Genomic DNA, 19,777 nt, shown 5'->3' with positions numbered 1-19,777 from the left:
CCGGCCCACCAGGATAGCTTTTCTTTTTGACCTTTGTTCTAGGTCAAGATTAGCCGAAAGCCGTGGCCGCCAGCCGATAATCGTGGGAGCGGCATCTTGCCGCGAAAGTGAACGGGTCCCAGCAACGGAGAAAGAGCCGAACAACGTCTCCGCCTAGCCGCAGGCTTTAGCCTGCGTTGTCCTGTGTTGTTATCTAATTCGGCAACCAATTGCGGCATGACGCCATTGTAGTACTGACCGCTTGCTCGTCCTTGACGCTAGCCGCCAGCAATCGGCTAGTGAAAGGGGTGCACTTTCATTTTGCCATTAACCGACAACCGACAAGCACAGCCGGCGCTAACGTTCCAATTTGATCACCAGAGGTTTGAGCTGGTGTTCTCTGGCGAGGCGCTGTGCCAGGGTCTGGGCGGCGCTGCGGCTGGTGAGATCTCCCACCTGGACCCGATACCAGCGTCCCTTGCCAGGGATGTTTGCTGTTCTGATGGTGGGTCTGGCAGGAAGTCCTTTGAGAGTGCTGGCAAATTTTCTGGCGCTTTCTTCATCTTTGAAGGCGGCAACCTGCACAGTGTAGCGTCCCGCGGCTGCAGTCTGGCGACCACCCTCGCTGGAGGTGCTGCTGCCGGCCCTGGCAGTTTGCTTGCTGGCAGTTACTGTGGCTGGGCGGCTCCTTTTGGCAGTGTGGCTGGCAGGGCTTTTCACCTTTGCCCTTTCCTTCTTCCTGGCCAGGGCTTCGTAAAATTCCAGCTCTTCCACAGGAATCTTGCCTTTAGTGCTGGTGGCATGCTGAGTAGTCTCTGACGGCTGCTCCTTGCTGGCCCCAGATCCGGGCCAGATGTGTTCCGCCATCATCCTTTTCTTGATTTCTCCGAAGTTTATGCTGCCGGGAGTGAGCCCCTTTCCCAGGAATAGGCCGAGCAGGAACATCCACAGCAGGGCCACGATCAGACCCAGGCCCCAGCCAGCCACAGCAAGCCTGCTCAATTCGAAGTGGACCGCCTTCCTGGTTGCTCTCTTTTTTTTTGCTGCCGCCACGAAAATCCCTGTGTTCTGCCAGATTGGTTCACATCTTCTCAGGGGCGCTCACGCCGAGTATTTCCAGACCATTGTGCACCACGATGCGAATCGCCTCTACCAAATAAAGCCGTGCCTGGGCCAGGTCCGTATCTTCCTGCACGATGCGATGCTTGTTGTAGTAGCTGTGGAAGGCGGAAGCCAGCTGGGTGAGATAATAGGGGATGCGATGCGGTTCCAGAAAGCGAGCGCTGTTTTCCACAATCTGGGGGTAGAGGCCCAGTTGTTTGATCAGACCCAGCTCTTCCGGGAGACTTAGCCGCTGCAGTTGCTCGCCAGTCGGCTCTGCCAGGCTCAACTGCCGCTCCCTGGCAACCCGTATGACACTGCTGATGCGGGCGTGGGCGTACTGCACGTAAAAGACCGGATTGTCGGCAGACTTTTCTTTTACCAGTTCCAGATCGAAGTCGAGGGGACTGTCGGAGCGCCTGGTGAGAAAGGTAAAACGCGCTGCATCTCTGCCTACCTCGTCAATAACCTCGCGGAGAGTGACAAACTCGCCGGCCCGCGTGGACATGGCCACCTGTTTGCCTCGGCGCAGCAGATTGACGAGCTGCACCAGGAGGAGTTTGAGATCTTCAGGTTTGCGGCCAAGAGCCTGGACCCCTGCCTGCATTCTGGGGACATAGCCGTGATGGTCCGCACCCCACAGATCAATGACCAGATCAAAGCCGCGCTCATACTTGTCCAGGTGATAGGCCAGATCCGAAGCAAAGTAGGTTTTCATGCCGTTGGCCCGCACAAGGACTCTGTCCTTCTCATCGCCGAAGACAGTGGCTCGAAACCAGAGGGCGCCGTCTTTTTCGTAGAGATGACCCTCCTTTTGGAGGATTTCGATTACCCTGTCCACTGCGCCGCTGTCGTAGAGGTTTTTTTCACTGAACCAGCGGTCGAAGCGAATGCCGAATTCCTGCAGATCGTCACGGATGCCTTGCAGAATTCGCCTGGCAGCATAATCGCTGAAGAAGGGCAGAACTTCCTGTTCGGGCCTGTCGCCATGAACATCACCCTGGTCCTCGATTATTTCGCGAGCCAGGTCCAGGATATAATCTCCCTGGTAGCACGCTTCGGGGAACTCCACCCGCTGGCCGAGCAGCTGCAAATATCTCAGAAACACTGAACGGCCCAGAGTCTCCATCTGGGTGCCGGCGTCGTTGACATAGTACTCGCGCTCGACCCGATGGCCGGTGGCCTCCAGGAGCCTGGCGAGGGCGTCTCCCAGAGCTGCACCCCGGCCATGTCCCACGTGCAGGGGACCGGTGGGGTTGGCGCTGACGAACTCCACCTGCACATAGCGGTCCGCCCCGACAGTAGAACGACCATAAGCATAGTGCTGCTGGTGAATGTGGCTGAGGAGCTCGTACCAGGCCGAAGGGCTGATTACCAGGTTGATGAAGCCGGGGCCGGCAACCTCTACTTCTGAGAAGAGACCGCCGCCGTCGGCCAGTTCTTTTACGAAGGCAGCTGCGATTTCTCTCGGGGGCAAGCGATTCGGAGCTGCCAGGTTCAGGGCCAGGTTGGTGGCAAAGTCCCCATGCGCATCGTTTTTCGGCACTTCGAGCTGGACGCTGAAATCTGGCGGCACTGTGAAAAGGCCATTGTCACTGCAGCGCCTCAAAGTGTCGGTAAGCAGCTCGAGAGTTCTGGATCGCAGCATAATACAACCGCTCACAAGGGAGAAGAGTTCTTTGTTGAATACCCAACTGACAGGGATGGCAGTAAATGTGGGGCACACAGTAGCTGATTTGTCAACGAGAATCAAGGGTAAGAAGAGTGGTTATCAGTGGATGGCATAGAGCATAGGGCATGGGGCATAGAGTGAAGAGAGCGCTCCGCGTCCACTTTACCCCTGATAACTGACAACCGATAACCGACCTTGACAGAGAAATGAGCTGCGGCTTAGAATGCCGCCTTTCAGTCTGCTTGGACTTTGCAAGAGGGGGAGGCTCCATGGGAGAGGGCACTAGGTTTTTTCTCTGCGTCATAGGCATGGTTATGATTTTTGAGGGGTTGCCCTATTTTGCTTTTCCTGAAAAGATCAAATCGTGGCTGCTTCGGATCAGCGAACTGCCTGCAGGCCAGTTGCGGCTTTTCGGCTTCGGAGCCATGTGTATCGGTATGGGGCTGGTCTACCTGGGCAGCCCGGGCAATTTTTTTTGAAGCCCATCTAGCTGACAGGGACCGCAGGTAGTAAGACGGGACGCCAGGAAGGTTTGTCCGAAATTTGTTGACGTTCAACTCTAACTGTGCTTAGCTTTTCAGGTTTACAATTTATCCGGGAGAGAAACAGTTGACTTACGGCCTGGAAGATTACCAGTATGAACTTCCCGCAGAGCTCATTGCCCAGACGCCGGCAGAGGCGAGGGACCGCGCCCGTCTCATGGTTGTGGACCGAGCGAGCGGTGATATCCAACACAGGGGCATAGTTGATCTGCTGCACCTGTTGCGGCCTGGCGACCTGCTGGTGGTCAATGACACGCAGGTGGTGCCGGCGCGCTTGCTGGGCAGGAAGGAGTCTGGCGGTAAGGTGGAGGTACTGGTTCTGCATCCCACCACGGAGACAACCCCGTATCGTTGTCTGCTGAAGGCGAGCAAGCCTGCCACTCCAGGTACAAGAATTTTTTTCCGAGAGGGAGTCAGGGCAACTGTTGTGGAGAATCTCCACCAGGGACTTGTACTGCTCGACTTTGAAGACCATCGACAGATGTTGGAAATCCTTACGGTTGCGGGGAGCGTGCCCCTGCCTCCCTACATTCGCCGCAACGGCAACCAGCAGAGCAGGTTTGCAGACAGGCTGGCCTACCAGACCGTCTACGCCAGAAATCCTGGAGCTGTGGCTGCCCCTACAGCTGGTCTTCATTTTACCGAAGGCTTGTTGGAGCAGCTGCGGCAGCATGGCATCCGGCTGGCCTTTCTGACGCTGCACGTGGGCTATGGGACCTTTCAACCGGTCAGAGAAAGGGACATCAGAAAGCACAGACTGCATAAAGAGTATTTCGACATTCAGCCACATTTGGTGGAGGATATCAGGCGGGCGAAAGACGCTGGCAAGCGGGTGGTGGCAGTGGGAACCAGCACAGTGCGGGCTCTGGAGTTCTGCGCCAGAAGCGGCCAGCTCGAGCCCGGCAAAGGCTGGTGCGACCTTTTCATCTATCCGGGATACCAGTTCAAGGTAATCGATGCTCTGCTGACAAATTTTCACCTGCCCGGCTCGAGTCTTCTCATGCTCGTTTCTGCTCTGGCGGGGCGAGAATTGATCCTGACCGCCTATGCTGAGGCCATCCGCTGCGGCTATCGGTTCTACAGCTATGGCGATGCAATGCTTATTGGTTGATGGCAAAATGAAAGTGCACCTGTAGCCAATATCGTCAACCAGGCGTGACAGGAGATTGCAGACACGGCAGCGAGTCGATAGCCGCAGGCTTTAGCCTGGGTTGTCCTGTGTTGCTGTCTATTTCGGCAAGCAATTGCGCTATGGCGCCATTGTAATACTGGCCGCTGGCTCAGCCTTCAGGTTAGCCAGCAGCAATCGAGAAGTGAGAGGGGTGCACTTTCATTTTGCCATCAACCCTTATTCAGTAGATACGAAGGTGCACTTCCGAGTCTTGAGAGGCAGAGAGAGTTCCCGTCTGGGGCTGCTAACAACACCTCATGGCACGTGCTATACTCCCGTGTTCATGCCGGTGGGCACCAGGGCTACAGTGAAAGGTCTGACCCCGGAAGACTTGCAAGCCCTGGGTGCAGAAATCATCCTGGCCAATACCTATCATTTGTGGTTGCGGCCCGGTTCCGACCTGATCAAGGCTCAGGGGGGATTGCATCGTTTCATGAACTGGCCGGCAGGTCTGCTAACTGACAGCGGCGGCTACCAGGTGTTCAGCCTGGCGCCAACCCGTGAGATCCGTGAAGATGGAGTAGTATTTCAATCCCACCTTGATGGCTCCCGCCACTTTCTTTCTCCTGAGGTGGCGGTAAAAGTGCAGGAAGATCTGGGCGCGGACATCATCATGTGCCTGGATGAATGTGCTCCTTACCCGGTCAGTCGAAGCTACGCCCGGGAAGCAATGGAACGTACTGTGGAGTGGGCCGGCAAATGTCAGCGGGCCCTCAGCAGAAAAGATCAGGCGCTTTTCGCAGTGGTCCAGGGGGGCATGTTCCTCGATTTGCGGCGCGAATGCTGCGAGCGCCTGGTAGAGATGGATTTTGCCGGCTATGCTCTCGGAGGTCTCAGTGTTGGTGAGCCGCCAGAACTGATGAGAGAAGTGGCTGCCGCTATTCTGCCCCTGCTGCCTGCAGACAAGCCGCGTTACCTGATGGGTGTGGGCAGTCCAGAGGATCTGGTAGAGCTGATGGGACTCGGGGTTGACATGTTCGATTGCGTACTGCCGACCAGAAACGCCAGAAATGGCATGTTGTTTACCAGCAGAGGTCGCCTGGTCATCAAGAACAGCAGGCATCGGCATGCAGACCTGCCCATAGATGAACAGTGCAGCTGCTACACCTGCCGGTCTTACTCTCGGGCCTATTTGCGGCATCTGTTTGCCACGAGAGAGTTGCTGGCCTACAGGTTGAACACCATTCACAATCTCTGGTATTTTCTGGAACTCGTGCGACAGGCTCGCAGGGCTTTGAGCGGCGGCTGGTACGAAGCGTTCAAAGAGGATTTTTATCAACAACGACAGCAAGAGGATGACAATTGAAAAAGTCTGGCCATAGGAGTAGTTTGCTGGAATGAGAGGAGGCTGTAAATGGATCTAATGGGAGTTGCCTATGCCATGGGTACCGGTGGAGCCGGTGGTGCCCAGGGAGGAGGATTTGCCGCACTGGTGCCGCTGCTGCTGATGTTTGGCATCTTTTATTTTCTCTTGATCAGGCCGCAGCAGAAAAAGCAAAAACAGCACCGCGCCCTGCTGGCCAATTTGAAAAAAGGAGACATGGTCATAACGAGCGGCGGCCTCCATGGCAGAATCACGGGCCTGACTGACACGGTGGTGACACTGGAGATCGCTGAAAAGGTCAGGGTAAAAGTGGGAAGAGGATACATTGCCAACCTGGTCTCCACTGAGCAGGAGAGCAAAAACAGCAAGAAGTAAGTTGCTGCCAGGAGGACCTGCAGCCTCACTCTTGCGAATCCGGCATGATTAGTGCTAGTGAGAAACCACTGCCCATTTTGGCTAGCACATCAGAGCTGAGCTTCAGGAACAGTGGCGACAACAGCCGAAGTTCGGCTGACAGCCCGGCTGAGGCCGGGAGGAGCAAGAGTGCTACCTCTGGCAATCGACTGGTGACACACAAGAAAAGGAGAAAGACGCCGTGAAGAACCTGAAGTGGCGTTCACTCATCGTACTCGCGGTTCTGGTGCTCGGACTCATCTACCTTCTCCCTACGCTGGTAAAAGAGTTGCCGCCATGGTGGACAAGGGTCTTTCCGGAGGACAAGATCCACCTTGGTCTGGATCTCCAGGGGGGAATGCACCTGGTCCTGGAGGTGCAAACGGAAAAGGCGGTAGAGAACACGGCCCAACGGCTGGCCCAGGAAATAAAGGCACAACTCCGCAAGTCCCATGTCCGCTTTCGAAAGGTGGAGCGTCAGGGAGAAAATATTCTGGTGGTTCTGGCGAAGGGCCAGCAGTGGCAGCCTGTTGCCGGAATACTCAAAGAAAATTTTCCCATGCTGGAAGAGAAAAAGCGCGATTTTGGCAGTGAGAGCATCCAGGTTGTCCTGGGGCTGCAGGAGAGCCAGATACGTCACATCAAGAAGCTCGCTGTGGATCAGGGACTGGAGACCATCCGCAATCGAATCGACCAGTTTGGCGTGTCAGAGCCTGATATCCGCACTCAAGGCGAGGATCGTATCCTGGTGCAGCTGCCCGGCATCAAGGATCCTCAGCGTGCTGTGAATCTGATAGGCAAAACCGCCCTGCTGGAATTCAAACTGGTGGATGAAAAGCACAGCCTGCAGGATGCTCTCAGGGGAAAGATACCGCCGGGCGACAAGATTTACGAAAGCAGGACTGTGGATCCTGTGACCGGACAGGTGCACCGCACGCAATATCTGCTCAAAGACCAGACGCTTCTTACCGGGCAATATATCACTGACGCCGAGGTGCGCATCGACCGGCAGTACAATCGGCCGTATGTGGCTTTGAGTTTCGATGATCGGGGCGCCAAGCTTTTCGAACGCTTGACCGGCGAGCATGTCAAGGAACGGCTTGCCATCGTGCTGGACGGCAATGTCTACTCTGCGCCGGTCATCCAGGACCGCATCAGCGGTGGCCGGGCCGTCATCGAGGGGCAGTTCACCATGGACGAGGCCCGGGATCTGGCGGTGGTGCTGCGCGCTGGTTCTCTGCCAGCGCCGGTGAAGGTGCTCGAGGAGCGAACCGTGGGTCCCTCCCTGGGCAAGGACTCCATCCGCAAAGGGCTGTTTTCCATGGCCGTGGGTGGTGCGCTGGTGGTGGTGTTCATGGCCGTCTATTACGGCATAGGCGGGGTGATAGCCGACTTTGCTCTGGTGTTGAACATCATTCTGATCATGGCAGGTCTGGCAGGTCTGCGCGCCACCTTGACCTTGCCAGGCATTGCCGGCATCATCCTGACCATTGGTATGGCAGTGGATGCCAACGTGTTGATATTTGAACGCATACGCGAGGAGCTCAGGTTGGGCAAAACGCCGCGAGCTGCGGTGGACAACGGCTACGGCAGGGCCACCCTTACCATTCTCGACGCCAACGTGACCACTCTCATTGCAGCTGTGGTGCTTTTCCAGTTTGGCACCGGCCCGGTGAGAGGCTTTGCCGTCACGCTGAGCCTGGGGATCGTTGCCAGCATGTTTACGGCGATATTCGGCACCAGAGTGGTGTTCGATTACCTGCTGCAAAAGCGACGACTGCAGAAACTGAGTGTCTAGTATTCGGCAATCTGTTGCAGTAGATGGAGACTATCAATGGAATTCATCAAACCTGATGTAAATGTCAATTTTGTGGGACGCCGTCGGATAGCTTTCGCTGTTTCTCTTGCCCTGATCGTAGTTGGCACTGTGGCCCTGATCTGGCGGGGCAGTTCCCTGCTCGGCATTGACTTTGCTGGCGGCACCATTGTCCAGGTGAGGTTCGAGGAGCCTACCACCATCAATAGGATACGGCAGGGTCTGCAGCAGGCGGGCCTGTCAAAGAGCGCCATCCAGAGCTTCGGTGCTGAGGGTGGCAGGGTATTTCTCATCAGAACTGAGGCTACCAGCTCAGAACTCAGCAGTCTGAGCAGCAGAGTGCAGCAGAGCCTGGAGCAACTCTACGGCAAGGGCAAGGCAGTGGTGGAACGGGTGGAGATGGTGGGGCCCAAAGTGGGCAAGGACCTGCGCCAGAAGGCCCTTCTTGCCATATACTATGCCCTGCTCTTCATAGCCATCTACATCTCTGGTCGCTTCGAGTTGAAATGGATGCCGGGGCTGATTATGGCGGGCGCCCTGATTCTTGGGGTTTACGTGCTGCGGGCTATTGGCATGAGCATCCCCATGCTCATCCTGGCCGCCCTGGTCATTACTCTGGGCTGCTGCTGGTTCCTGCGGCTGACCTATGCCCTCGGGGCAGTGGTCGCCCTGATACATGACGTCATGATCACTGTGGGTGCCTTTGCTCTCACCAACAAGGAATTCGATCTCAGCGTGGTGGCTGCCCTTCTCACCATCATCGGCTATTCGCTCAACGATACCATTATTGTCTTCGACCGCATCAGGGAGAACCTGCGCAAAGCAAAAAGAATGGATTTTGCCGAATTGATCAATCAGAGCATCAATCAGACTCTCAGCCGTACCATTCTCACCTCGGGCACTACCATCGTGGTGGTGACAGCTCTTTTTATCCTCGGTGGAGGAGTGATCCATGATTTTGCCTTTGCCCTGCTGGTGGGGGTGATAGTGGGTACCTATTCCTCGATTTTTGTGGCCAGCCCGGTGCTGCTAGCCTTTGAGAGGCGTGGAGTGGGAAGAGGCTCGCGGGGTGCAAAAAAGAAATAAAGGAGACAGCAGAGGTCGGACAGGGTGCTCTTTGCTATACTTCTGGGAAGCTGCCGAGCGGAGGAGATGGGCGGTCTGGTTGATGCATTACAAGTTGCTTCTGCTCAAAAGTACCTTATGGGTATGGATCTTGCAAAATTTGCAAGGTTGACAGCGCAGTAAATGGCATATATTTAAAGGCAGATAAAGGATAAAGATAGAAGACGGGCAGGGCCGTCAGGGACCTGGTTCCACCTGAACAGAGGAGAGTGCGGCCGTGAAACAGAAAGCATGGGTGTGGGTTTTGGCAGGGGCATTGCTTTTAAGTGGTGGCTTTCTCTCGTATGTCTGGGCGCAGGAGCAGGGGAAAACCAGCACCGAGCAGGAAGAAACATACACGTATACTGTGAAAAAAGGTGACACGCTCTGGGATATATCAGAGGAGTTGTATCACGACCCCTGGGTCTGGCCCAAGGTGTGGGAATGGAATCAGTACATTACCAACCCGCACTGGATCTACCCGGGCAATAGACTGAGGGTGTACTACGAACTGCCCGGCGGGGTCAAGCCAGCGCCGGCTGTGAGCATGCCTCAACCCACGACAGTGGCGCCGCCTGAACCGCTAGGCCCGGCTCACATAACCTTCAAAGAGATAGACCAGGTGGGGTTCATTACCCCGGAGCCACCACAGGGGATCGGCCTGGTTCTGGGAGAGCGCCACCAGAAGGTCCTCATCAGTCTGGGTGATGAAGTCTTTGTGCAAATGCGGCATCCTTCTGAGGTGAAAGTTGGCGACCGCTACATGGTCATCAAGACTTCGGAGAAGATTCTCCATCCCATCACCAACAAAGAGGTGGGCTATTTGAACACCATCCTGGGAGTGCTGGAAGTGCTGGAAGTAACGCCCAGCCATGCGCTGACCAGAGTTGTGCGCTCCTACTTCCCAATTGAAGAGGGTGACAAATTGATGCCCTACAGGGAGCATTCGCCTGAAATAGTGCTCCAGGATGCAACCGAGCCGAAAGAAGGGTATGTCATTCTTGCCAGAGACCGTGTTCGACTGATGGCGGACTACCAGATCGTCTTTCTCGATCTTGGTGAGGAACAGGGTATTCAGACAGGCAATCGTTTCGAGGTATACCGGGAGCCGAGAGCAACGAGTCTCTTGAGCAGAGAGCCGGAAATCATTCTGACCGCAGAGCCGATTGCCGAACTTCTGGTGCTCTCGGTGGAGAAAGACACTGCAGCAGCCGTGGTGACCAGCGCCAAGAGTGAATTCATAGCTGGAGAACGGGTGCGGGCAGTTGTGCAGAACTGATTCCTTTGCTGAAAAAAGGCTTCAGGCCATGGTGCTGGCACCACAGCCTCCATGGCCTCTTTTTTGGACTAAGCTTTTCTTTGACAGCCGCCCGGGTGCGGCTATTTCAGGCATTACGCCCGGCAGTGATACAGTGAACGTGCGGGCAAAAACCCTTCCTCACGTGGTCCAGGGGGGCACGCAGTGGACCAGGATTCATACTGGCTGGCGCTTGCACTGGTACCGGGTATAGGTACCAGGACATTCCATCGGTTGCTCGAGCATTTCGGTGAAGTCCACAGGATATTTTCGGCCACAAGCCGTCAACTGGAGAGGATTCCGGGTTTGCGCCGAAGCGCCATCGATGCTATCAGAGAGTTTCCTGTGGAAGAGGTGGCGCAGCGGGAACGGCGGCGTCTGGCAGCGCTCGGAATTCATTGCCTCCGCTTCGGTACTGCCGCCTATCCCAATCGCCTGGCGAACATTGTGGATCCTCCCCCACTGCTCTTTGTCAGAGGAAAGTTGCTTGCTGCAGACGATCGTGCTGTGGCAGTTGTAGGGTCGCGACGCGCTTCGCACTATGGTCTGAGCGTCAGCAGAAAGATCTGTGCCGAGCTGGCGCTGCAGGGCTGGACTGTGATTAGCGGCATGGCCAGAGGGGTGGACAGTGCTGCTCACCGCGGCGCCCTGGAAGGGGGAGGCAGAACAGTGGCGGTGCTAGGTTCAGGGCTGGATAGAATCTATCCGGCAGAGAACCGCAAGCTGGCTGAGCGGATATCCTCTGCTGGAGCTGTGCTGAGTGAATTCCCCCTGGGTACCCCGCCGGAGCCTGGCAATTTCCCGGTGAGGAATCGAATCATAAGTGGTCTGGCCCTGGGAGTGGTGGTAGTGGAGGCCACTGCCAAGAGCGGCTCCCTCATTACTGCCCGAATGGCGCTGGACCAGGGGCGGGAGGTCTTTGCGGTGCCGGGTGCAGTGGGCAGTCCTGGGGTGGCAGGACCGCACCGCCTGATAAAGGAAGGGGCGAAGCTGGTGGAAAAGGCAGAGGATATCATCGAGGAGATCCTGCCCATGTTGGGGAGTGCCGCGGCAGCTGCAGCGCCCAGCAATGTGGCGGCTGGAGAACAGCGGGGCATCGAGCTCGACCAGCGCGAAAAGGATGTGCTGGAGGCACTCGGCGGCGAACCTTTGCATATCGACCATATTGCCAGGCAGACAGGCCTGTCTGTATCACGTACAGCTGAACTGCTGCTGCATCTCGAAATCAAGGGCCTCGTGCAGCAACTGCCGGGGACCATGTTCGTCAAGGAAACCTTTATGCTATAGATTCGCCAGGTTGCCTGCTAGCTGTACCAATGGGGAAATATAATGGCTAAATCCTTGTTAATCGTTGAATCACCCACCAAGGCACGGACTCTCAGTCGGTATCTTGGCAAGAACTTTCTCATCCAGGCTTCAGTGGGACACGTGAAAGACCTGCCCGAGAACAACCTCGGTATAGACATCGAACATGGTTTCGAACCGCATTATGAAGTCATCAAAGGTAAGGAGAAAGTGCTCAGGTCGCTGCGCAAGGCTGCCAGGAATGCGGAGGCCATATACCTGGCGCCAGATCCTGACCGTGAAGGTGAGGCGATTGCCTGGCATATAGCTGAGGAACTGCAGGCTGGGGACAAGCAAATCTACCGGGTGCTCATCAATGAGTTTACTCGCAGGGCCATTGAAGAGGCACTGCGCAAGCCATCTTCACTGGACAGGCATCGCTATGAAGCACAGCAAGCAAGGAGGCTGCTCGACAGGTTGGTGGGTTATCAGATTTCACCCATTCTCTGGGACAAGGTCAAGAGAGGTCTCAGCGCCGGCCGGGTTCAATCGGTGGCCTTGCGGCTCGTCTGTGAGCGTGAAGCAGAAATCCAGGCCTTCGAGAGTGAAGAGTACTGGACCATAACCGCAGCTCTGGAGGGTCCTGAACCACCGCCCTTTGAAGCGCGTCTCTGGAAGAGGGGCGGTAAAAGGCTCACCATTGCCAATGAGGCGCAGGCCAATGACCTGGTCAAGATTCTGGAAAAGGCCACCTATACGGTCACAAAGGTTGACAAGAAAAGCCGCAAACGGGCGCCGGCGCCGCCATTCATCACCAGCACACTCCAGCAGGAGGCAGCCAGGAAGCTGCGCTTTACAGCTCAGCGGACAATGGCCACGGCCCAGCGCCTCTATGAGGGCATCGAACTGGGGGATCAGGGCGCCGTGGGTCTCATTACCTATATGCGAACGGATTCCACCAGGGTAGCCGGGGAGGCAGTGGCCGAGGCCAGGGACTGGATTGTCCAGGAGCTGGGCAAAGAGTATCTTCCACAAAAGGCGCGGGTCTATCGCAGCCGCAAGGGAGCCCAGGACGCTCATGAGGCAATCCGACCAACGTCGGTGGCCAGAACCCCGGAGAAGGTGGCTCCCTATCTCAACAAACAGGAGCTGGCACTCTACCAGCTGATCTGGAAGCGTTTTGTGGCCAGTCAGATGAGTCAGGCCCTCTTTGATCACACTGTGGTGGAAATTGCTGCCGCGGACCTTTTGTTGCGGGCCACTGGTACTATACTGCGTTTTCCGGGCTTCATGAAACTCTATATAGAGGGCACGGATAATGGCGAGGAGAATGAACGGGAGACTGCAAAACTACCGGATCTGCAGGAGGGGGCAGTGCTGCGCTTGCGGCAGCTGCTGCCGAAGCAGCACTTTACCCAGCCGCCCCCCCGGTTCACTGAGGCAACCCTCATCCGGGAGCTGGAAGAGAAGGGCATAGGACGCCCCAGTACCTATGCCAATATTCTGGCGGTGATTCAAAACAAGGAATACACCGTCAAAGAAAAAGGCAGATTCAGGCCCACAGAGCTGGGAATGCTTGTCAACAACTTGCTGGTGAACAGTTTTCCGGAGGTTCTGGACGTAGCCTTCACCGCTCAGATGGAGGCGAACCTGGATCGCGTTGAAACAGGCGATACCGGCTGGCGCCAGGTGATCGAGAAGTTCTACGAACAGTTCCAGCAGACCCTGCAGCAGGCGCAGTTGAAAATGCCTGATGTGAAAAGAGAGGGTCTGCCAACAGATATCGACTGTGAGCTGTGCGGCAGGAAGATGCACATCCGCTGGGGGAAAAATGGTGCATTTCTGTCTTGTTCAGGATATCCTACCTGCAGAAACAGCAAGAATTTTACCAGAGATGACAAGGGCAGGATTCAGTTGGCTGCCAGTGGTGAGGTGAAGGGAACCTGTGAGCTCTGCGGCAGGGACATGGTAGTCAAGGAGGGACGCTTCGGCCCGTTTCTCGCCTGCAGCGGATATCCACAGTGCAAGAACACCAGGTCACTGCAAACGGAGGATCAGGGAGACAACGACAAGGAGGTTAGACGCACCGACAAGATATGTGAAAAGTGCGGCGGCCACTTTCTGGTGAAAAAAAGCCGCCGGGGAGGCCTGTTCCTCGCCTGTGAGAATTATCCCAAATGCCGCAACACCAGACCTATGGGCACCGGGGTGGCCTGTCCGCGGTCGGAATGCGACGGCGAACTGGTGGAGCGCCGCTCCAAGCGGGGAAAGATTTTTTATGGCTGCAGCAAATATCCAGACTGCCGTTTCGTTCTATGGAGCAGACCATTCCCCAGAGCCTGTCCCCAGTGCGGCAGCAGCTATCTACTGGTGCGCAAACAGAAAAATGGCAAGAGACAACTCGTCTGTCCGGAGAAAAGTTGCGGCTACACCGAACCCTTGCCTGCGGAAGCAATGGTTGACAGTGAGTAGCATATTGCCAGCAGGCCTCTTGCCTGGCGGCCAGACCAGGGTGGAGCGGCGCGGATTTCTTTTGCATCTGTAAGTTTGGCATTGTTTGTGCAAAGTTACCATTAGCTCTGTGTCGGTTGGGATATGGCAGACAGCAACCATCTGCTCGGGGAGAACCAGTGGAAGTCTTGCTTTTGGTTCTGATCTTTTTGTTGGGTGCTTCGGTGGGGAGCTTCCTCAATGTGTGTATTGTGCGGCTTCCCAAAGGCAAATCCATTGTGAAACCGGGTTCTCATTGCCCAGAGTGTCAGAGCCCTATTCGTTTCTACGACAACATCCCCCTGCTGAGCTACCTGGTGCTCAAGGGCAAGTGCCGCAGCTGCGGCGCACCAATAGCACCCCGCTATTTTATGGTGGAAGCGCTCAGCGGTCTTCTGGGACTCGGTCTTTTTTGCGTCTTCGGTTTGAGCGTAGAGTTTGTCGTCTATTTTGTCTTTTTTGCTGCTCTGCTGGTCGTTATATTCATTGACTTGGACACCTACACTATTCCGGATGTAATCACTATACCAGGTATTGTTGCTGGTTTGCTTGCTGCTTTGCTGCTTCCTCGCCATACCGTGGCAGGGTCGCTGCTCGGTTTGGCAGCTGGCGGCGGCATCCTGTTCACCGTGGCCATGCTCTACCAGCTGCTGCGCAAAAAGGAGGGCATCGGCGGCGGCGACATAAAGCTGCTGGCTATGATAGGAGCTTTTCTGGGTCTGCCGGGGGTGTTGTTCACCCTCTTTACCAGCTCTCTGGTGGGGGCTGTAGCGGGATTGCTGGTCTTGCGAAAAGAAAAAGGCAGCGGCAGCACCATGATCCCCTACGGTCCGTTTCTGGCACTGGGGGCGATGACGTATGTTTTCTGGGGGCCCGTGATTATCCGCTGGTACCTGCACCAGTTGAGGCCGCCGCTGTAGTACGCGGAGACCCCGGAGCAGGAGGCAGTTCGCTGGGGGGTGCCGCCCCCTTGTTGAGCCTTGACAATAATGAGGCTACGACGCTGTTTTGTGGAGGAGGATTCGCTGGCTGCCGGCGAGCACCTGCTCGCCGGCAGGACAGCTCGCTATCTCAGCCGGGTGCTGCGCTTGCAGCCTGGACAGCGGCTGGTGCTGTTCGATGGCAGCGGCAGGGAATTTCCTGCGGAGATCCTGGATATTCGCAAGAAACAAGTGCGGGTGCGCCTGGAGGAGGGCGTCTGGGTGGACAGGGAATCTCCCCTGGCCCTCTGGCTGGTGTTGGGTATCAGCAGGCCGGCCACCATGGATCTGGCGATGCAGAAGGCCACGGAGTTGGGCGCAACAGGGATTGCCCCTGCGGCAACGGCCCGGTCGCAGAACTGGCTGCCTGGGGGGGGCAAGATGAGCCGCACCTCTCGCTGGCAGCGCATTGCCGCCCAGGCCGCACGCCAATGTGGACGAAATCGAGTGCCGGAAATTTTGCCGCCTGCTTCATTTACTGCTGCTCTGGAGCGCTTTGATGACAGCTGGTTTAAATTGATTTTCTGGGAGCACGAGGTGGAGCAAGGCTTGAAAGAGATGCTGAGAACAGCAGGAAAGGTGCGCCAGGTATGCGCCTGCATAGGACCGGAGGGAGGCTTCACCGGGGAAGAGATAGAAGAAGCTGCAAGCCGGGGTTTTCAACAGGCGTCTCTGGGGAGACGCATTCTGAGAACTGAGACGGCTGTAATAACGGTGCTGAGCCTGCTCCAGTATGAAATGGGAGACATGGGATTTTGAACCGGATGTTTTACGGATTGCAGCCAGCGTTGTCCCGGGCGAGCAATGAGATATCGGCATTAACCTTGACCTGCAAGGAGGTTCCGCTATACTGCCAGGCAATGGAAACGCCATAGCGGTTTTCGACCTCTTCTGAGCCGTACATTCCGGTGAGTGACTGTGCGGGGGAAGGAGGATATCATGAGATGCCCCAAGTGTGGCTACGTCAGCTTTGATTATCTGTCTGCCTGCAAGAAATGCCAGCGAGATCTCACCGAGGTCCGGCAGACGCTCAATCTCCTGGACATCAGGCCGGAGGTGCCCTTTCTTCTCGGCAGCCTGGTGGGAGAATACCAGGAAGAGAGTGCTCCTGCCCCGGGAGAACTTGCTTTTACGGAGCAGGGCGAGATTGAGCTGCCGGGATTGGATGCTGGCGCCTCAGAAACCCTGGAAGAGACCATGGACATGAGAAGCATGCAGTCTACTGTGGACATGGAAGGCATGGAGACCACAGAAGAGGCGGCTCCAGCCGTGGAAGAAACGCATGAAGTGAGCCTGGAAGAGCTGGGTGATGACCTGGACCTCGAGGAAGAGGAATTCTTGGGGCTGGAAATAGAAACGGACGAGGAAGGCCAGAGACCCGAGCAGAAGGCTGATGAAGAAGGTTTACAAACGGTCCCCGGGGTACAGGAGACCATGGAGGCAATAGACCTGGAGGAGCTCGAAGTTCAGGAGACAGAGGCTGAGGTGGTACCGGACAAGGCAGCCGAGCCTGCTGAAAAGGTTGAGGATGCAGAAATGGAGCTGGATCTCCAGGAGGACGAGCTTGCCACCCTGGCCAAGGAACTCGAAGATCAACTGCAGACCGAACCAGAGAAAAAGGATTCCGGGTTGTCAGAGCCTTCAGAAGAAGAACTGGCAGCTGCCATGCAGGAGATGGAAAAAGAAAGCGAATCTGAAAAGGACAAAACCTAGCCCCACTTAACGGTATCTCGAAGGGCCAGCACTGCTGCTGCCGACAGTTTTGTGTTGCCCATGGTCCAGCGCTAGTCTGCAAGAACAGGCAGGAGATCCAGCCACTGCCAGAAACGTGCACCAATGGCCACCAGGCAGAGAGGGACTTTTTCCGCCCGCACTGCACCCTACCTTTTCTGTACCGAATACCCTTTTACCGTACTGGATGCCATCAGCTTGAGAGCCCGAGACGTCCTCACTATAGGGGGATCGGGTGACTTGCCGCTCTATTATGCTGGCAGGGATGCGAAATCTGTGCTGGCCGTGGACATCTCCACAGCAGCATTGGCTCTCTGCCAGATAAAAAATGCTGCGGTTCGGATATTGCCGTATGAAGATTTTCTCTGGTTCTTTCTTGCCGGCATTGAGCGGGCCGCGGCTTTCTTGGCTCGCAGAGGCATTGCCGCCACATTCAAGCCGCAGCGCTGGCTGGAACTGTACCAGCAGCTGCTGGCTGCTGCGCCGCAGCTGAGAGCACACTGCTGGCCCGGACTCCTGGCGAGGCACGGCCATCCGTTTGCCTCGCTGCTGCGGCCAACTGACCTGTGGTTTCTGGAGGAAATCCCCTACCTGAAGGAGCCGGCGGCATTTTCTCAAATGAGGAGCAGAACGGCTGTGGTGCGCTTGCTGCAGGCTGACATTGCCAGCTTTTTGGCGTGTTCCCCTGGACAGTGGGATTTCATTTACCTCTCCAACGTACCAGAGTACTTCTACACAGAGGCAATTCTTGCTGAGCCCCGAGAACAGGCGCGGCATGTTCAACTGCACCTTCTCTTCACGAGCGCTGTAAAGTGTCTGAAGCCGGGCGGCATGCTTGGCTGGTATCTATTTCACAATCCGGATAAGCCTGACGACTGTTTCAGGTGCGCCACTGAAGTGCTACAGGGGCAAGGGTATTGCCTGGCGGCAAAGAAGATAACTTATCACGGTCCAGCAGGCTTGAGCCTGACGAACGGCGTAGCGCTTGCCCAACGTGCAGGAGCGCCCTGAGCAGCGGCCAGGTTGACATGGTTGCAATCAGGACACGGCCAACCAACTGGAATGACTCTGCCAGTTTGCCCTGCCCTGTTGGGCCGGCATCTGGTCTGGCAGCGAAAAATGGTGCAGCTTGCGGATTCCTTTTCTTCTTGACAAAAGAACTGGGGGAGCGTATAAGACTGACCGACAAAACAAGGTGGAGCCGAATTAGTAGTAGTGAAGGGAGGTTCACTCTGGCGTAAAGAGTGCCGAGGTAGCTCAGTCGGTAGAGCAGTGGACTGAAAATCCTCGTGTCCCCAGTTCGATTCTGGGCCTCGGCACCAGCGCATATACATCCCCCACAAGAAGGCCTGGCTTACAAAGCCAGGCCTTTTTCTTCCGGCCATTAACGAGTCAGTCAGGGCCAGGGGCTAGGAGGGCCGGGGAATTACCAGGCAGCAGGCAGTAAGCACTGGGGCTGATCTCTAAACACCTAGCCTTGAACCGTAGCCGATACGGGCTTCGTTACCATGGCCCCTTTGACGTGCTGGGCTGCGGTTACGGTTACGAGGCCCGTTTCGGCTGATGGCCACCTCTTATAGTTTGATTTCTTGAATTGAGACAGCAGGGGCTCGATAATCCTGACTAGGTCAGGTTCGACTCACAGCCCCTTTACCAGGTCCTGGTGAATCCAACCGATGATGTTGTTCTTGCTTCTCACCTTGACCCAGCTCCCTTTGTAGATAAATCCGGTTACCAGGCTGTGCGGCGGCAAGGTAGCAATAATTTTGTAGTCGGTACCGGGCCCCTGGCGGACATTTGATCTCTTGATGACTCGAAGGGGCAAGGGCACGGCAAAGGCGGTTTCGTCCGAAGATGCACTCTTTTTCAGGGCAGGCTGACTTGTTCTGTATTCCATCAGGCACTTTTTCGCCTGTTGAGCAAGATACAGGGCGCCGCTGTAGTTCTTTCTCTGGAATTCATCATTGCTCAACCTCAAAAGATATTGGGCGCGGTCGAGCTCTGAACCCTTCCCCTGTTTCGACCTGCTCATTGTCAGCGACTTCAGGGTCACCTCGGCTTCCGCCATGTTGGTAGCGGCCTCTGCTTTGCTTGCCACGGAATCAACCTTTGCTCTGGCCTGGACAACTTCAAGGATGGCCTGATCAAGCTTTTTTTCCAGAGCGCTCCAACGCCTGTTCGCCCTCTTCAACTGGTACTCCTTTTCCAGGAGCCGCCAGTGCAGAGCTGCCTTGTCGTCTTGCAGTTGCTTCCTGGCAGAATTGCACTGGGCGAGAACTTGTTCGAGCTGCCCGCACCGTTGCTGGGATTGTGGTTGACTGGTGCTCTCCGCCTTTGGAATGGTACTGGCAGGTGGGATTGTGGACCTTGTCTGTTTCTGGCATGCAGTTGCCAGCGCCAGGATGATCAATGGCAGCATGGCGAAGTAGCCGGCGCGTGGTGGGCGGATTAAGGTTGATCGTGCCATAAGGATTCTCCGTCGGGAGGTTATTGGCAGCAGATAATCCGGACAGGGCGCAAACCTGTCATCGGCTCCTGCCGTTTTGCCCAATTGGCTCGAGCCGCAAGAAACGTAAAGAAAAACTGCCTTGGGCTATGGCAAGTTATAAGAACCATAGCAGATTTTGTTACGATGCAAAAGGCTTCATCGTTTATCAGTTGTTGGTTATCGGCAATGGTTCTGTGGGTGGGGCATTTTGCCGCGAAAGTGAGCGGGTCACAGCAACGAAGGAAGAGCCCAAAGCCGTGGCCGGCAGCCGAAACGGGCATCGTAACCGTAGCCGTAGCCGAGCTCCCCGGGCGGAGGTGCTTGGCAGGAAGGCCTGCTCCGCAAAGAACATAGTCGCGCATCTCAGGTAGCCTCAGTTGACCTTTAGGTAAGTGATGTTTCCAT

16 protein-coding genes and 1 tRNA gene are annotated in these 19,777 nt (G+C 56.0%); 14 read left to right on the top strand and 3 right to left on the bottom strand.

Going from position 1 to position 19,777, the window contains the following annotated elements; genetic code table 11:
- Window positions 1-336: 336 nt before the first annotated feature.
- Both JRI89_12150 and JRI89_12145 read right to left on the bottom strand, forming a co-directional pair.
- Window positions 337-1,032: an SPOR domain-containing protein gene (locus JRI89_12150; protein MBW2071989.1), complete on the bottom strand. Its 696-nt coding sequence runs from the start codon at window positions 1,030-1,032 to the stop codon at window positions 337-339.
- Between the two features lie 28 nt (window positions 1,033-1,060).
- Complete coding sequence (locus JRI89_12145) at window positions 1,061-2,728, bottom strand: arginine--tRNA ligase (protein ID MBW2071988.1); 1,668 nt, start codon at window positions 2,726-2,728, stop codon at window positions 1,061-1,063.
- Window positions 2,729-3,021: 293 nt separating this feature from the next.
- Between JRI89_12145 and JRI89_12140 the strand changes: the two genes are divergently transcribed.
- The 14 genes from JRI89_12140 (at window position 3,022) to JRI89_12075 (ending at window position 18,206) form a co-directional block, all read left to right on the top strand.
- Window positions 3,022-3,231: a DUF2065 domain-containing protein gene (locus tag JRI89_12140; protein MBW2071987.1), complete on the top strand. Its 210-nt coding sequence runs from the start codon at window positions 3,022-3,024 to the stop codon at window positions 3,229-3,231.
- Between the two features lie 130 nt (window positions 3,232-3,361).
- Window positions 3,362-4,405 carry a tRNA preQ1(34) S-adenosylmethionine ribosyltransferase-isomerase QueA gene (queA, locus tag JRI89_12135; protein ID MBW2071986.1) on the top strand — a complete coding sequence of 348 codons (1,044 nt, stop codon included), beginning with the start codon at window positions 3,362-3,364 and terminating at the stop codon, window positions 4,403-4,405.
- Between the two features lie 256 nt (window positions 4,406-4,661).
- Window positions 4,662-5,771, top strand: coding sequence for a tRNA guanosine(34) transglycosylase Tgt (gene tgt, locus JRI89_12130; GenBank protein ID MBW2071985.1), 1,110 nt, complete (start codon window positions 4,662-4,664; stop codon window positions 5,769-5,771).
- Window positions 5,772-5,819: 48 nt separating this feature from the next.
- Window positions 5,820-6,164, top strand: coding sequence for a preprotein translocase subunit YajC (gene yajC, locus JRI89_12125; protein MBW2071984.1), 345 nt, complete (start codon window positions 5,820-5,822; stop codon window positions 6,162-6,164).
- A gap of 220 nt (window positions 6,165-6,384) precedes the next feature.
- A complete protein-coding gene (gene secD / locus JRI89_12120; protein ID MBW2071983.1) occupies window positions 6,385-7,980 on the top strand; it encodes a protein translocase subunit SecD in 1,596 nt (531 codons plus the stop codon).
- 36 nt (window positions 7,981-8,016) lie between these two features.
- A complete protein-coding gene (gene secF, locus JRI89_12115; protein MBW2071982.1) occupies window positions 8,017-9,084 on the top strand; it encodes a protein translocase subunit SecF in 1,068 nt (355 codons plus the stop codon).
- Window positions 9,085-9,340: 256 nt separating this feature from the next.
- Window positions 9,341-10,381 (top strand): LysM peptidoglycan-binding domain-containing protein, encoded by a 1,041-nt coding sequence (locus JRI89_12110; GenBank protein ID MBW2071981.1) that lies wholly within the window; start codon window positions 9,341-9,343, stop codon window positions 10,379-10,381.
- A 183-nt stretch (window positions 10,382-10,564) separates the two neighbouring features.
- Window positions 10,565-11,686, top strand: a complete 1,122-nt coding sequence (gene dprA / locus JRI89_12105) for a DNA-protecting protein DprA (GenBank protein ID MBW2071980.1) — start codon at window positions 10,565-10,567, stop codon at window positions 11,684-11,686.
- Between the two features lie 42 nt (window positions 11,687-11,728).
- The gene (topA, locus tag JRI89_12100; GenBank protein ID MBW2071979.1) at window positions 11,729-14,155 is read left to right on the top strand and encodes a type I DNA topoisomerase; all 2,427 of its coding nucleotides are present in this window, start codon (window positions 11,729-11,731) and stop codon (window positions 14,153-14,155) included.
- Window positions 14,156-14,313: 158 nt separating this feature from the next.
- On the top strand, window positions 14,314-15,093 hold the full coding sequence (locus tag JRI89_12095) for a prepilin peptidase (protein MBW2071978.1): 780 nt from the start codon (window positions 14,314-14,316) through the stop codon (window positions 15,091-15,093).
- A 69-nt stretch (window positions 15,094-15,162) separates the two neighbouring features.
- The gene (locus tag JRI89_12090) at window positions 15,163-15,912 is read left to right on the top strand and encodes a 16S rRNA (uracil(1498)-N(3))-methyltransferase (GenBank protein MBW2071977.1); all 750 of its coding nucleotides are present in this window, start codon (window positions 15,163-15,165) and stop codon (window positions 15,910-15,912) included.
- 180 nt (window positions 15,913-16,092) lie between these two features.
- The gene (locus JRI89_12085; GenBank protein ID MBW2071976.1) at window positions 16,093-16,866 is read left to right on the top strand and encodes a hypothetical protein; all 774 of its coding nucleotides are present in this window, start codon (window positions 16,093-16,095) and stop codon (window positions 16,864-16,866) included.
- 123 nt (window positions 16,867-16,989) lie between these two features.
- Entirely contained in the window at window positions 16,990-17,895 is a 906-nt protein-coding gene (locus JRI89_12080) for a DUF3419 family protein (protein MBW2071975.1), read from the top strand.
- 235 nt (window positions 17,896-18,130) lie between these two features.
- A tRNA-Phe gene (locus JRI89_12075) sits at window positions 18,131-18,206 on the top strand.
- Between the two features lie 317 nt (window positions 18,207-18,523).
- On the opposite strand, the gene JRI89_12070 is transcribed toward JRI89_12075, so the two are convergent.
- Window positions 18,524-19,351, bottom strand: coding sequence for an SH3 domain-containing protein (locus tag JRI89_12070; protein MBW2071974.1), 828 nt, complete (start codon window positions 19,349-19,351; stop codon window positions 18,524-18,526).
- Window positions 19,352-19,777 lie beyond the last annotated feature (426 nt).

The sequence above is a fragment of the Deltaproteobacteria bacterium genome (assembly GCA_019309045.1).
Lineage (GTDB): Bacteria > Desulfobacterota > Syntrophobacteria > BM002 > BM002 > JAFDGZ01.
The sequence above is the reverse complement of the archived record's forward strand: the minus strand, read 5'-3'. Positions and strand labels throughout refer to the sequence as shown.

What these genes read in the sequence shown, in the direction of transcription:
- JRI89_12145 (MBW2071988.1), bottom strand. Translation starts at nt 2,728, where the DNA reads ATGCTGCGATCCAGAACTCTCGAGCTGCTTACCGACACTTTGAGGCGC.
- JRI89_12140 (MBW2071987.1), top strand. Translation starts at nt 3,022, where the DNA reads ATGGGAGAGGGCACTAGGTTTTTTCTCTGCGTCATAGGCATGGTTATG.
- yajC (MBW2071984.1), top strand. Translation starts at nt 5,820, where the DNA reads ATGGATCTAATGGGAGTTGCCTATGCCATGGGTACCGGTGGAGCCGGT.
- secF (MBW2071982.1), top strand. Translation starts at nt 8,017, where the DNA reads ATGGAATTCATCAAACCTGATGTAAATGTCAATTTTGTGGGACGCCGT.
- topA (MBW2071979.1), top strand. Translation starts at nt 11,729, where the DNA reads ATGGCTAAATCCTTGTTAATCGTTGAATCACCCACCAAGGCACGGACT.
- JRI89_12090 (MBW2071977.1), top strand. Translation starts at nt 15,163, where the DNA reads ATGAGGCTACGACGCTGTTTTGTGGAGGAGGATTCGCTGGCTGCCGGC.
- JRI89_12085 (MBW2071976.1), top strand. Translation starts at nt 16,093, where the DNA reads ATGAGATGCCCCAAGTGTGGCTACGTCAGCTTTGATTATCTGTCTGCC.
- JRI89_12080 (MBW2071975.1), top strand. Translation starts at nt 16,990, where the DNA reads ATGGCCACCAGGCAGAGAGGGACTTTTTCCGCCCGCACTGCACCCTAC.
- JRI89_12070 (MBW2071974.1), bottom strand. Translation starts at nt 19,351, where the DNA reads ATGGCACGATCAACCTTAATCCGCCCACCACGCGCCGGCTACTTCGCC.